Raw genomic sequence first — 12,424 nt, 5'->3', positions numbered from 1 at the left:
AAGCGACTAGAGGGTGAAAAGCAGCTCCTCTAGTCGCTTAATTAGTATTAGCTCTCTTCTGGTTCATCAATTTCGGGATTATTAAAAGTAATTCCTCGGTGGTCAACACTTGTTGAGAAGACAATTTGTGTACTGGTTTTACCAAACCGTCGTTGTAAATCGTTAATAAATTCATCAAGGTCAGCAGTGGATTTAAAAGCTACTTCAAGGAGCTCAGAGTAATCACCAGTTACGCAGTTACATTCAATAATGTTCGGGACCTTTTTTACAAAGGGATAAAATTCACTTTTTTGCCGCGGTTCAAGTTGGATTTGAATAAACGCTTTTACGTGGTAATTAAGTTTTTCAAAGTTAACGCTAGCATGATAGCCAGTAATAATACCGCTCTTTTCCAACTTGGCAATTCTAGCGGCAATTGCAGGAGAAGAGATGAAGCAAGCTGCTGATAATTCTTTAAGTGAGGCCCGGGCATTTTCTTCGAGCATATTAATAATCTTGCGGTCGATTTGGTCCATGTAGAGATACTCCTTTTTCGAATCATTAGCCGATGAGTTAAACTACGACGATTGTAGAACAATTTGTAGGTTAAAGTCAACGACAACCGAAGAACGGAAACATTTTCATTGTTTTTCGTTCAGTTAAAGAGTGAGCAATATGGTACAATAACAATAAGAGTTGAGTGAATGGAGTGAAAAAGTATGGATCAAGAATACGAAAATATTCTCGTGCCGGTTGATGGATCAGCACAAGCAGAAATGGCTTTGCGGAAGGCCCTAGCAGTTGCTAGTCGGAATGGGGCGCACGTTGACCTTTTGAACGTCATTGATACCCGGGCAATGTCATATAATTTTGCTGGGATGTCTGACGGAAGCATTGCCTACCAATTGGTAGATAAGGCCCGTGAATACCTGCTCAGTTTACTTGAAAAGGCTAAGCAAGAAGGCTTTGATAACCTTGATATTCACATTCGGCTGGGTAACCCTAAGACGGTGATTTCTTTTGATTTTCCACGGGACCACAATAATGATTTGATTATGATGGGGGCAAGTGGGATGTCTCGGCTCCAACGGGCCATGGTTGGTTCTGTTACCTCATTCGTTAAGCGGAACGCAGCAATTGATGTCCTAGTTGTTCGGACGGATTTACAAGCTAAGCCAGAAGAATAGTTCAAAATAAATTATTAAAAATCGAGGTAGCGGAAATAGATTTTCTTCGCTACCTCGATTTTTTTATTAACGCGCCACTTTAATTAAGCGGGCCACGTTTTCTGCTGTTTGGGCAATATCATTAGGGGCATCTTTTAAGGCTTGATCAAGACTCTTAGCTCCAGCAGGAGTGGCAAAAATTGCATCGATTGCATCAGCCGAATATAAGCTGGCAACCCCTTTACCGACGTTACCGGTCAAGACGATTACGGGAGCATTTGGGGCAACTGCTTTAGTAGCTCTGGCAACCCCAAAAGGCGTTTTACCAAATTTGGTTTGAAAGTCAATACCACCTTCACCAGTAATTACGAAATCAGCTCCGCGAGCTTGCTCTGTTAGATGGGTTGCTTTAACTACAAGTTCAATTCCACGAGCCATCTCGGCTTGAGTAAAGGCAAGTAAACTGGCTCCTAGACCCCCAGCCGCACCGGCCCCGGGCACTTGTTCGATGTCAACACCAGTGAATTGCTTAATTACGGCAGCGTAGTGGTGTAGGTTAGCATCGAGGGTCGTAACCATTACTGAAGTGGCCCCTTTTTGTGGACCAAAGACAGGCGCGGCGCCATTCTCACCAGTTAAGGGGTTGGTAACGTCAGAAGCAATTTGGATGGTGGTGGTTTTAAGCCGAGAGTCAAGTTGGTCAAGGTTAATGGTTGCTAGTTGATCGAGTGCGCCACCACCAAAGCCAATTTCGTGTCCATCCTGATCAAGAAGTTGTGCTCCCAAGGCTTGAGCCATGCCAGCACCCCCATCGATGGTTGCGCTTCCGCCAAGGCCAATAATGATTTTTTGCACTTGGTGATTAAGGGCGTCTAAAATCAGTTCCCCGGTTCCAAAGGTCGTCGTTACTAAGGGATTAGCGGTTTGTTGATTAACAAATTGTAAACCGCTAGCTTGGGCCATTTCGATAACGGCAGTTTGCTGATTCCCAAGGATTCCGTATTGAGCATCGACCAGTTGGTTAAGGGGGTTGTGCACCTTAGTCGTAATTAACTGACCAGCAGTTGCATCGACTAATGATTGGACAGTTCCTTCGCCACCGTCCGCCATTGGAATGAGGATGTACTCGGCTTCAGGAAAAACTCGTTGTAGGCCAGTTTTAATAGCTTGAGCGGCTTCTTTTGCGGTTAAGCCACCTTTGAATGAATCAGGAGCAATTATAAATTTCATGTTGGGGATCCTTTCTGTTTAATGAGTTAAGTTTATTATAACGAATAACAGTAAAGATAAAGTTTCCAATTGACAGCAGGGAGCACTTCCAGTAAACTTACTATTAATAAGTAACGAAGGAGAGCTAAAATGCAAACATTTACGATGCAAATGAACATCATTTGTTGTCAGGGAGCGTCATTAACGACGGTCCCAGTTTTTGCATAGCGGAAGTCGCTCCGGTAGTTAATTAATTTGGGATTAATGTTAATGACGCCATCCTTTTCAGTCGAGGAGGGCGTCTTTTTTTGTAGAAAGGACTATTAAAATGATTTTTCACAGTGTTAATGAATTAATTGGACATACTCCATTGTTAGAATTGAGTTTACCAGTTCCAAACGGGAGTCGAATTTTAGCTAAGTTGGAGTACCTTAATCCAGGTGGGAGTATTAAGGATCGTTTGGGGCAAGTGCTGATCAAACATGGAATAATGAACGGAACGATTATTCCCGGAAAGACAACGATTATTGAGCCAACAGCAGGAAACACGGGGATTGGAATTGCTTTAGCAGCACTACAGTACAATTTACCAGTTAAGTTAGTGGTTCCTGCTAAGTTTAGTGCCGAAAAGCAAGCTTTAATGCGGGCCCTTGGAGCAGAAGTAATCAATACGCCGACGAAGGCAGGAATGCAGGGGGCAACAGCTAAAGCCTTGGAATTAGCAAACAAAATTCCCGGGGCATATGTTCCAAACCAATTTGTGAATCCCTTAAATCCAATTGCTTATCAACGAACCCTGGGGCCGGAAATTTTAGCTGACTTAGGGGCAGAACCATTAACAGCATTTGTGGCTGGTGCAGGAACTGGAGGAACTTTTGCCGGGACAGCAAAAACTTTACAAGCAGTGGTAACACCGTTATACACGGTGGCAGTAGAACCGGAGGGTTCGATTTTAAATGGTGGTTCTGAACATCCGCACCGGACGGAAGGAATTGGTGTGGAAGCTATCCCGCCATTTTTTGCGGATGTTAAAATTGATGAGGTGCAAACCATTAGTGATCAAGCCGCCTTTGGTGCGGTTAAGCAACTAGCTCGTGAACAAGGACTTTTAGTCGGTAGTTCAAGCGGAGCAGCACTAGTAGCTAGTATGAAGGTCGCTGAAAAATTGCCAGCTAATTCGACCATTGTGACTATTTTTCCAGACGGCAGTGATCGGTATTTGAGTGAAGGAATTTATGATTAGTATGTAAGAGGTTGGGAAAAAAGCTCCTTGACGGCCTGGTTGGGATAAGAAGGACGAAGGTTGATTCATTAGAATCGACCTTTCGTTCGCACTTATCCGCTAAGGCCGTGCTTTGGAGCGAACCAGCCAACTGGTTTGGCGTTTGTGAGCCCATGCAAGGCTGAATAGGTTGGTGCGACCGTCAGGGAAGCAACTGCCATTCAGCTACTGCTTTGACCTTAGTTACTGAGTAACATTCGGAGATGACAAAGAGGGTGGGAAGAAACTTGAGTTTCTTCCCACCCTCTTTTGATTTTCAACTCACGTTGATTATTGTTCTTCGTACCAAGTGTAGTGGAAGTTACCTTCCCGGTCAGTCCGTTCGTAAGTGTGAGCACCGAAGTAGTCCCGTTGTGCTTGAAGCAAGTTTGCAGGAAGAACTTCTGCCCGGTAGGAGTCGTAGTAGCTAATTGCCGCAGCAAAGGCAGGAACTGGAATACCAGCCTTAACAGAAAGGGCAACAACTTCCCGAATTGCCTTTTGGTACTTAGCAGTAATGTCCTTGAAGTAGTCATCCAAGAGTAAGTTCTTCAATTCAGGATCCTTTTCAAAGGCGTCCGTAATCTTTTGTAAGAATTGAGCCCGGATGATGCAACCTTCACGCCAGATTTGAGCTAATTGGCCGTATTGAAGGTTCCAGTCGTAACGTTCGGAGTCGATCCGCATTTGTTCGAATCCTTGAGCGTAAGACATAACCTTACCGAAGTAGAGGGCTTCACGAATCTTTTCGATGTATTCCTTCTTTTCGTCGTCAGAAAGGTTAACCTTTTCAACATCTTCAGGGAGAACCTTGCTTGCGGCAACCCGTTCGTCCTTCAACATGGAGATGTAACGAGCGTAAACAGCTTCCGTGATAACTGATTGTGGGGCACCACCATCGAGGGCAGTTTCAGAAGACCACTTACCAGTACCCTTGTTAGCACCACGGTCAAGAATTATGTCAACGATTGGCGTGTTCTTGTCGCCCAAGTCATCCTTCCGAGTAAGGATGTCAGCCGTGATTTCAACAAGGTAGGAATCCAATTCACCCTTGTTCCAGTCAGCGAAGATGTCAGCCATTTCGTCAACCGAAAGGCCAAGGACGTTGCGCATAACATTGTAGGCTTCGTCGATTAATTCTTCGTCCCCGTATTCAATCCCGTTGTGGACCATCTTTACGTAGTGGCCGGCACCGTTAGGGCCAATGTAGGTAACACATGGCTTACCGTCTTCAGCCTTAGCAGCGATTTGAGTAAGGATAGGAGCAACCAAGTCGTAAGCTTCCTTTTGGCCACCTGGCATCAAGGAAGGACCTTGGAGGGCACCAAGTTCACCACCGGAAACCCCCATACCGATGAAGTTAATACCGGACTTGTCCAACTTAGCGTTCCGAGCCATGGTGTCGTGGAAGTTCGTGTTCCCACCATCGATCAAAACGTCACCCTTGTCAAGCAATGGAATTAATTCATCGATAACGGCGTCAGTACCCTTACCAGCCTTAACCATCATGAGAATCCGCCGAGGCTTTTCCAAAGAGTTAACGAAGTCTTCGATCGTGTAACTTGGAACCAACTTCTTGTCGCTGTGGTCGCGCATCATTTCATCAGTCCGGTTGCGGTGACGGTTGTATACTCCAACCGTGAAACCACGACTTTCGATGTTGAGGGCAAGGTTCTTACCCATGACGGCAAGACCGATAACACCAATTTGTGCCTTTTGATCTGACATTGTGTTGTCACACTCCTTAATCTAAATAAACATATTACGGCCCCTATTATAGCAGATCAAAAATAAAACGGAAATATTTTTGATAATCGTTGAGCAAACTTATTTTTGCGGTAAGCGCTAACATTAAGACTGCCAAAGGATTTAGTTTTAGAAAAGACCCTTAAATTTTTTCTCGCAAAGAGCCCAAAAAATAAAAGGCAGGGGAAAAACGTGTGTTTCTCGCCTGCCTTTCTCGTCTCTTTGAATGTTATTTAGAAACTGAGGTCGCTAGATGGGTTTTCTGTCGACCACTTTTTACTTGTTCAACTTGTAAATCCAAGCCCGACCATCGCGAGCGAGAAGTTCGTCAGAAGCAGCTGGTCCCATTGAACCTGGGGCGTAGTTAGGGAATTGAGGTTCTTCAATATCCCAAAGCTTCCGAACAACATCAACGAACTTCCAAGCATAAGCAATTTCAGCCCATGAAGCAAAGTTAGTGTGGTTACCTTCCAAAGCATCGTGGAAAAGGCGTTCGTATGGTTCAGGAGCTTCCTTCTTTTCATCAGCTGATTGTAAGAACTTAAGGTCAACTGGTTCCGTCTTGAAGCCTTGACCGGCACTCTTAGCGTTAACCCGCAATGCAAAACCAGATTCTGGTTCAACATAGATCGTCAAAACATTACTCTTAAGTGATTGTTCTGATACCATCCGTGGGTTAGCAAAGATGTCAATTAATGGCTTCCGGAAGACAACATCAATCCGAGTAAACTTGTCAGCTAACTTCTTCCCAGTCCGAACGTAGAATGGCACACCAGACCAACGGTAGTTATCAAATAAAAGCTTAGCTGCTACAAAAGTTTCGGTTGATGAATCTGCTGGAACGCCATCAGCGTCACGGTAAGCTGGGGTGTTGTCACCGGCGGCGTATTGACCACGAACAAAGTTAGCGGCCGCTTCGGATGGGGTGTAAACCCGTAAGGAACGAAGGGCTTTGATCTTTTCAACCCGAACATCGCTGTCAGTAAAGGAAACAGGTTGTTCCATTGCCAATTGAGCAACCACTTGCATAATATGGTTTTGAACCATATCCCGCAGGGCCCCAGAATTATCGTAATAACCGGCCCGTTCTTCAACCCCAAGCTTTTCACTTAAGGTAACTTGGATGTTGTCGATGTAACGGTTGTTCCAAAGGGATTCAATGATGGTATTTCCAAACCGGAGGGCTTGAATGTTTTGAACCATTTCCTTCCCAAGGTAGTGGTCAATCCGGAAGATTTGGTTTTCGTTAAAGGTTTGTGACAATTCGTCGTTCAAAGCCTTAGCAGAAGCAAAATCACGCCCAAATGGCTTTTCCATGATCAAACGGTTGTAGCCTTCATCAGTCAAGAGGTTTTGCTTCTTGATGTTCATGGCAATCGTTCCAAAGAATTGTGGAGCAACTGACATGTAGAAGAGGCGGTTGCCTTGCGTGCCAAATTGTTTATCTAACTTAGCCAAACGTTCCTTAAGTACTGCGTAGTGTTCAGGCTTAGTAACGTCATGGGCTTGGTAGAAGAAGTGCTTCGTGAAGGCAGCAGCTTCGCCGTTCTTAGTTTCAGGAATATCCTTGATTGAATCCGCAACTAAAGCTTGGAATTCTTCGTCCGTCTTTTCCCGACGAGAAGTACCAAGCAAAGCAAAGTGTTCCGCAAGGTATCCCTTTTGGTAAAGCTTAAAAAGGGATGGGTAGAGCTTACGGTGGGCAAGGTCACCGGCAGCCCCAAATAAAGTAATCAAAGCAATGTTTTCCGTAGCCAATGTGTTCACTCCTCTAGAATTTAAATAAATTCGCTCTAACGGTAACAATTATATACTCTCTTGCCTAGCTCTGCACGAAAAACAGGGGTTAGAAACCCTAAAAACAAAAACTTTGAAGAATGGAAAGGCTGGAGTGAAACAATAATTGGCGGCAATTGTTAAACGTCAATCAAAATTGGTCTAGGTTAAAATTATTTTTCGATAATTTGATCATGTTGCTCGCTAAATAAGCCAAAAACTGTGAAGATGATTGAGATCAAGATCGTAACGATAATTGCTACTTGCCAGTTGCCAGCGGTTGCCTTCAAATTTCCAGTTAACCAAGGACCGATGGCAGCGAGTGAGTAACCAAGTGATTGAACCATCCCGGAAAGGGATCGAGTATCAGCCGGATTATTAGTCTTAAGCCCAAAGAGTGTCATGATCAAGCCAAAGGTCGAAGCTGTTCCTAAACCTAGTAGTAGGGCGATCAGAACATAGTAGGCTAAACTACTAGTTGGTAGAAGAAGACCAAGGTAACCTAAGATTGTGAGTAGCCCAGCAACAAAGACAATTTTCCCGCGTTTTTTAACTTTGGTTGCTAACATTGGAACGATAAAAGCAGTTGGCATTGAGAAAAGTTGGAAGAGCCCTGCTACTAAACTAGCGCTATTACTTGAAATACCATGATCCATAGCGATACTTGGAAGCCAGGCAACAGTGGTATAAAAAACGAATGAAGAAAGGCCAAAGTAGAGGAGTAAGTACCAAGCGCGGAGGTTGGTGTACATATTATGACCCTTTTCGAGCGCCATGGTTTGAGAGACTGGCTGACTTTTCTTTGCGGTGGGAAGCCATAAAATTAAGGTGATTGTGACTAGCAATGTCAAGATGATGATCCCAAATTGCCAACTGGTGGCGTGAGTGATTGGGGTAATCAAATAAGCTCCTAAGGCACTAAACATAGTGAGGGAAACATTGTAAAGGCTAGTCATCGGTCCAATCCGATCAGGCATTTTTTCCGTAATGATTGCAGGTAATAAAACATTAATAAAAGTGGTTGCAATCCCAATTAAGACGGTTCCAAGCATTAAGGCCGAAAGTGAAAAGATCCGTAAAATTGAACCTAAGATCAAAATTGCTAAGGCAAAAGCGATGGTAATTTCGTTGCCAAAACGCTGACTTAATCCTGGAACAAGTGAGGAAAGAAGGCCAAAACAGATTAAGGGGATGGTAGTTAAGATTCCCAACTCGGTTACTGGAATGTGAAAACTATTGGCAATTTCGTTTACAACAGATGGTAATGAAGTAAATGGTGACCGCATACAAGCTCCGAGGAGAAAGATACCAAGGACTAAGAAAAAGCCTTGACGTTTAGTTTGGTTCAAAGTCGTCATTCCTTTCGTACTAAAGTCACTATATTTTAGCACATATAACGTTTTACTAAAACCATAAATCAGAAGAGAAAGGATTGATTTTGGCCCTCGGATTTTGGAGAAATTGACGAAATCGTTACAAAATAATACAATAGTTGAGATCTTAAATCGGAGGAAAATGATGACGGCAAAATTATATCCGTTTTTAACTTTTGAAAATGCAAAGGAAGCAATGGCCTACTATGCGGAAGTTTTCGGGGCCAAAATTATTACTCATAACCCTCTTAGTGAAGCACAAGTAACCAGCTTAGGGTTAGAAGTTACCGATCTTGAAGAGACAACCGCACTAGGAGAATTTACGGTTGCCGGACAAAAAATTATCTGTGCGGATGCGACAATGAACAATCCACAGCCTTCATCTTTAGTGGCAATTTTATTGAATTTTGAGGGCGATGAAGGAGCTGCACGGGAATTTTTTAACCATTTGGCTAGCTCAGAAGAATTGCGGGTAACAATGCCATTTGGGCCACATCAGTATTATGGCCAGTTGGGACAAATTGTGGATCGTTATGGAATTACGTGGTTTGTAGTTACTGAGTAACGTTCGGAAATGCAAGAGGGGCTGAGAAGAAACGCGCGTTTCTTCTCAGCCCCTCTCTTTTACTTACTTTTCACTTTCAAATTCACTTGCCCGTTGTTTAAGAACACCATAAATTCGTTCGACATCTCGATCAGTTCCCCGGAGTTCATAGTCAGCGAGGAAAGGTACATTAAACTTGGCAGAATATTCACGAGCCGTTAGACAATATTGTTCGTTGAAGTTTTTGTTACCAGAGCCAACGATTCCCATACAAAGCTTAGTGTTATCGTTTTGTTCGACATATTCTCCCAAGGAATTAGTCATCATTTCGGTAAAGCCAGAATCGAAACCATTACCGCCATCGAGGTAAGTCGGAACGAAGATAAAGAAAGGTTGGGTTTCCTTAGCTGGTAAAGTTTGATCGGTAATTTCTTTTAGAGTAACTGCCGGATCAGCCTTATTGATAACGTGTTGTTGTTCAGCGTATGAAACCAAGCGCTTTAAAAAAGAGCGAGTGTTTCCTTCAATTGAAATGAAAAGAATGCTAAGATCGTTCATGTTAATTACCTCATTCAGTTAGTCTTCGATAATCTATTGTACGCGCTTTATTGAAAAATTAAAATGAAATAAGCTTTATTTTTACGAGGAAAGTTATCATGGTTGAAATTAAATTAATTGATGAATCGGTTACTGGTCTAGGAGAACAAATTGGCTCATTAGTCGAATGCAAACCAATTAATAATTGGAAAATTAATTTTTCACCTGACTTAGTTTTGGGATGGATTCCTAATTTTGATACTCCAGATTTGGGGGTTGAAAAATTAGTGGAGTGGGTTGACCAAGCATCTGCTAAAATTCAAAAAATTGTGATGTTGGCCCCGGCAGGAACCGCTGATGATGCTACGGTTGACCAGCTAGCAACTTGGTATGGGAAAAAAGGTCAGCAATTAATGCTCGATGGCCTTTATGCGGTTAAGATGGTGGATGAATTAGAATTTCCATATACTGTTATTCGCGTTTTACCGCTAACTAAGCAAAGAATTACGGGAAAAATTTATCAAGAAGGTCAATCGTTACTGGGTCAAGTTACGCCCCAAGATACCTTAGTGAAAGTTTTTGCTGAAGCTTTGACGACGGATAAATACTTAAACCAATCAATTGGAGTAGCTGATTAGAAATTTAACTAGTTTTAAAAACTAGTTAATAGATTGTTGGAACCAGCTAAGGTATAATTAAGAAAATAAAATTGAAGGGGGAAGTTAGCGTGGAACTTGAAAAGTATGAAGCTTGGCGGAAACGATTAGCTTCAAGCCAATTGCGTCGTTGGGAAGAACTGCCGGAATTAAATCTCTATATTGACCAGTTAATTGCAGTAATTAATGATCGTTGCGCTAGCTTGGGCGTAAGTCCCATTACTAAATCAATGATTAACAACTATGTTAAAAAAGGTGTCATTATGGCACCAGTAAAGAAGAAATACTCACGTTATCAAGTTGCTGCGGTAATGGTAATTGCCTTGCTAAAGAATATTTATCCGTTAACAGCAATTAAAGAAGCGCTAGACCAGTTAACGATTAACGATTACCCACAAGCAATGTATAACCGCTTTGTGGAACATTTTAATGCTCTCCTATTAGGTGAGACGGCTCCTCAAGGGCACGTTAACCCTGGCAATGATGAGTTATTACGACTAGCTGCCAAACCGCTTACCAACGGATGTTATCAACTAAGCTACTGGAAGAGATGAAGCGGCAACAACAACCCGTTGAAGTGAAAAAAGTTTAAAAAAGACGCTAGCGGGTGGCCCCGATTGAAGTCGTTGAATAATATTCCAAAAGCGGGTGGGAAGAAACTCAAGTTTCTTCCCACCCGCTTTTTTTATCTCCGAATGTTACTCAGTAACTAAGGTCAAAGCAGTAGCTGAATGGCAGTTGCTTCCCTACGGTCGCACCAACCGATTCAGCCTTGCATGGGCTCACAAACGCCAAACCAGTTGGCTGGTTCGCTCCAAATCACGGCCTTAGCGGATAAGTGCGAACGAAAGGCCGATTCTGATGAATCAACCTTCGTCCTTCTTATCCCAACCAGGCCGTCAAGGAGCTTTTTTTCCAACCTCTTTTTTCATTCTTTAATTTACATTCAGTTTAGTAACAGCGGGGGTCGTCTTAGCAATTACCTTTCCGTGGCGAATATTGTAGAGGACTTCAACATGTTCGTTAAGAGCGTTGTAGAAATCCCTTTGGTTTAAGAGAATGCAATCGCCAGGTTTGCCGACTTCAATCCCGTATTGGTCTTCGATGTGGAGAGTCCGAGCAGCGTTGGTCGTGACGAATTTATAAGAATCTTGGATTTGACCATAGCCCATTAAGTGAGCAATGTAGACGCCCATGGTAACGGCGTCGATCATATTACCATTCCCGAGCGGATTCCACGGATCCTTAACGTCGTCTTCCCCAAAGGAAACATTAATTCCCGCAGCGTTAAGTTCCTTCACCCGGGTAACTCCCCGCCGTTTAGGGTAAGTATCAAACCGGCCACCGAGGTGAACGTTAACTAATGGGTTAGCCACAAAATTGATACCACTCATCTTTAAGAGCCGGAAAAGTTTGTAGGTATAGGCATCATTGTAGCTACCCATGGCCGTAGTATGACTAGCTGTTACTCGCGAACCCATTTGTCGTTCGTAAGCTTCGGTAGCTAGGACTTCTAAGTTCCGAGAAGCGGGATCATCGATTTCATCACAGTGAACGTCGACTAACTTATCGTATTTATCAGCGAGAGCCATCAAGAAGTGTACGGATTGCCAACCATATTCAGTTGTGAATTCAAAGTGGGGAATCCCACCAACAACGTCAACCCCTTCTTTAACAGCTTGTTCCATCAGTTCCTTACCATGAGGGAAGCTCAAAATCCCTTCTTGGGGGAAGGCAACTAATTGGAGGTCAATGCTATCCTTCATTTCTTCCCGGAGCTCTAGTAGAGCTTCAGTTGCGATAAGGTGGGGATCAGTAACATCAACGTGACTCCGGACGTGCTGAATTCCATGGCCAATCATGTTTAACATGGTTGCTTTGGCTCGCTTCTTTACGTCGGCCTTAGTAAGGTCCTTTTTTCGTTCACTCCAAATACGGATACCGTCGAATAAGGTCCCAGTTTCATTCCATTCTGGTTCACCGGCGGTTAAAGTTGAGTCTAAGTGAACGTGAGAATCAATAAATGGTGGTAATAACAGCTTACCTTCCCCATCAATTACGGTTTCGCTAGGCTTGGCAGTGAGATTAGTCCCAATTTGGGAAAACTTCCCATTCTCAATTTGAACGTCGGTAACTTCCTTTGCGTTATTTACATGGACATTTTTAATTAACATGAG

General features: G+C 43.2%; 12 protein-coding genes. 5 read left to right on the top strand and 7 right to left on the bottom strand.

The features are described 5' to 3' along the window. Nucleotides 1-47 precede the first annotated feature (47 nt). Nucleotides 48-515, bottom strand: coding sequence for an Lrp/AsnC family transcriptional regulator (locus tag GTO83_RS10315; protein ID WP_180870986.1), 468 nt, complete (start codon nucleotides 513-515; stop codon nucleotides 48-50). A gap of 183 nt (nucleotides 516-698) precedes the next feature. Here GTO83_RS10315 and GTO83_RS10310 point away from each other — a divergent pair, with 183 nt between their 5' ends. Continuing rightward, nucleotides 699-1,166: a universal stress protein gene (locus GTO83_RS10310; RefSeq protein WP_180870984.1), complete on the top strand. Its 468-nt coding sequence runs from the start codon at nucleotides 699-701 to the stop codon at nucleotides 1,164-1,166. A 66-nt stretch (nucleotides 1,167-1,232) separates the two neighbouring features. On the opposite strand, the gene GTO83_RS10305 is transcribed toward GTO83_RS10310, so the two are convergent. Continuing rightward, nucleotides 1,233-2,375, bottom strand: a complete 1,143-nt coding sequence (locus tag GTO83_RS10305) for a glycerate kinase (RefSeq protein WP_180870982.1) — start codon at nucleotides 2,373-2,375, stop codon at nucleotides 1,233-1,235. A 307-nt stretch (nucleotides 2,376-2,682) separates the two neighbouring features. On the opposite strand from GTO83_RS10305, the gene GTO83_RS10300 reads away from it, so the two are divergent. After that, complete coding sequence (locus tag GTO83_RS10300) at nucleotides 2,683-3,597, top strand: PLP-dependent cysteine synthase family protein (RefSeq protein ID WP_180870980.1); 915 nt, start codon at nucleotides 2,683-2,685, stop codon at nucleotides 3,595-3,597. A 309-nt stretch (nucleotides 3,598-3,906) separates the two neighbouring features. Here GTO83_RS10300 and gndA read toward each other — a convergent pair whose 3' ends face one another. The 3 genes from gndA to GTO83_RS10285 all read right to left on the bottom strand — a co-directional run bounded on the left by gndA (nucleotide 3,907) and on the right by GTO83_RS10285 (nucleotide 8,495). After that, nucleotides 3,907-5,343 (bottom strand): NADP-dependent phosphogluconate dehydrogenase, encoded by a 1,437-nt coding sequence (gene gndA, locus GTO83_RS10295; RefSeq protein WP_180870978.1) that lies wholly within the window; start codon nucleotides 5,341-5,343, stop codon nucleotides 3,907-3,909. A gap of 294 nt (nucleotides 5,344-5,637) precedes the next feature. Continuing rightward, complete coding sequence (gene zwf, locus GTO83_RS10290; RefSeq protein WP_180870976.1) at nucleotides 5,638-7,119, bottom strand: glucose-6-phosphate dehydrogenase; 1,482 nt, start codon at nucleotides 7,117-7,119, stop codon at nucleotides 5,638-5,640. A gap of 191 nt (nucleotides 7,120-7,310) precedes the next feature. Further along, nucleotides 7,311-8,495: an MFS transporter gene (locus tag GTO83_RS10285; protein ID WP_180870974.1), complete on the bottom strand. Its 1,185-nt coding sequence runs from the start codon at nucleotides 8,493-8,495 to the stop codon at nucleotides 7,311-7,313. Nucleotides 8,496-8,655: 160 nt separating this feature from the next. Between GTO83_RS10285 and GTO83_RS10280 the strand changes: the two genes are divergently transcribed. Further along, nucleotides 8,656-9,075: a VOC family protein gene (locus GTO83_RS10280; protein WP_180870972.1), complete on the top strand. Its 420-nt coding sequence runs from the start codon at nucleotides 8,656-8,658 to the stop codon at nucleotides 9,073-9,075. Nucleotides 9,076-9,138: 63 nt separating this feature from the next. On the opposite strand, the gene nrdI is transcribed toward GTO83_RS10280, so the two are convergent. Next, entirely contained in the window at nucleotides 9,139-9,612 is a 474-nt protein-coding gene (gene nrdI / locus GTO83_RS10275; RefSeq protein WP_180870970.1) for a class Ib ribonucleoside-diphosphate reductase assembly flavoprotein NrdI, read from the bottom strand. A gap of 98 nt (nucleotides 9,613-9,710) precedes the next feature. Here nrdI and GTO83_RS10270 point away from each other — a divergent pair, with 98 nt between their 5' ends. Both GTO83_RS10270 and GTO83_RS10265 read left to right on the top strand, forming a co-directional pair. Continuing rightward, on the top strand, nucleotides 9,711-10,229 hold the full coding sequence (locus GTO83_RS10270; RefSeq protein WP_180870969.1) for a saccharopine dehydrogenase related protein: 519 nt from the start codon (nucleotides 9,711-9,713) through the stop codon (nucleotides 10,227-10,229). 89 nt (nucleotides 10,230-10,318) lie between these two features. Further along, on the top strand, nucleotides 10,319-10,801 hold the full coding sequence (locus tag GTO83_RS10265) for a DUF1836 domain-containing protein (protein WP_255463124.1): 483 nt from the start codon (nucleotides 10,319-10,321) through the stop codon (nucleotides 10,799-10,801). A gap of 381 nt (nucleotides 10,802-11,182) precedes the next feature. Here the strand turns inward: GTO83_RS10265 and codA are convergent, their stop codons facing one another. Next, nucleotides 11,183-12,421: a cytosine deaminase gene (gene codA / locus GTO83_RS10260; protein ID WP_180870967.1), complete on the bottom strand. Its 1,239-nt coding sequence runs from the start codon at nucleotides 12,419-12,421 to the stop codon at nucleotides 11,183-11,185. Nucleotides 12,422-12,424: the final 3 nt, after the last annotated feature.

The organism is Lactobacillus sp. 3B(2020) (genome assembly GCF_013487845.1).
Lineage (GTDB): Bacteria > Bacillota > Bacilli > Lactobacillales > Lactobacillaceae > Limosilactobacillus > Limosilactobacillus alvi.
This window is presented reverse-complemented; position numbering and strand designations above follow the sequence as displayed.

Bases quoted from the DNA above. Each gene is read 5' to 3' on its own strand.
- GTO83_RS10285 (WP_180870974.1), bottom strand. From the start codon at position 8,495: ATGACGACTTTGAACCAAACTAAACGTCAAGGCTTTTTCTTAGTCCTT.
- GTO83_RS10300 (WP_180870980.1), top strand. From the start codon at position 2,683: ATGATTTTTCACAGTGTTAATGAATTAATTGGACATACTCCATTGTTA.
- GTO83_RS10310 (WP_180870984.1), top strand. From the start codon at position 699: ATGGATCAAGAATACGAAAATATTCTCGTGCCGGTTGATGGATCAGCA.
- GTO83_RS10270 (WP_180870969.1), top strand. From the start codon at position 9,711: ATGGTTGAAATTAAATTAATTGATGAATCGGTTACTGGTCTAGGAGAA.
- codA (WP_180870967.1), bottom strand. From the start codon at position 12,421: ATGTTAATTAAAAATGTCCATGTAAATAACGCAAAGGAAGTTACCGAC.
- GTO83_RS10315 (WP_180870986.1), bottom strand. From the start codon at position 515: ATGGACCAAATCGACCGCAAGATTATTAATATGCTCGAAGAAAATGCC.
- GTO83_RS10280 (WP_180870972.1), top strand. From the start codon at position 8,656: ATGACGGCAAAATTATATCCGTTTTTAACTTTTGAAAATGCAAAGGAA.
- nrdI (WP_180870970.1), bottom strand. From the start codon at position 9,612: ATGAACGATCTTAGCATTCTTTTCATTTCAATTGAAGGAAACACTCGC.
- gndA (WP_180870978.1), bottom strand. From the start codon at position 5,343: ATGTCAGATCAAAAGGCACAAATTGGTGTTATCGGTCTTGCCGTCATG.
- GTO83_RS10305 (WP_180870982.1), bottom strand. From the start codon at position 2,375: ATGAAATTTATAATTGCTCCTGATTCATTCAAAGGTGGCTTAACCGCA.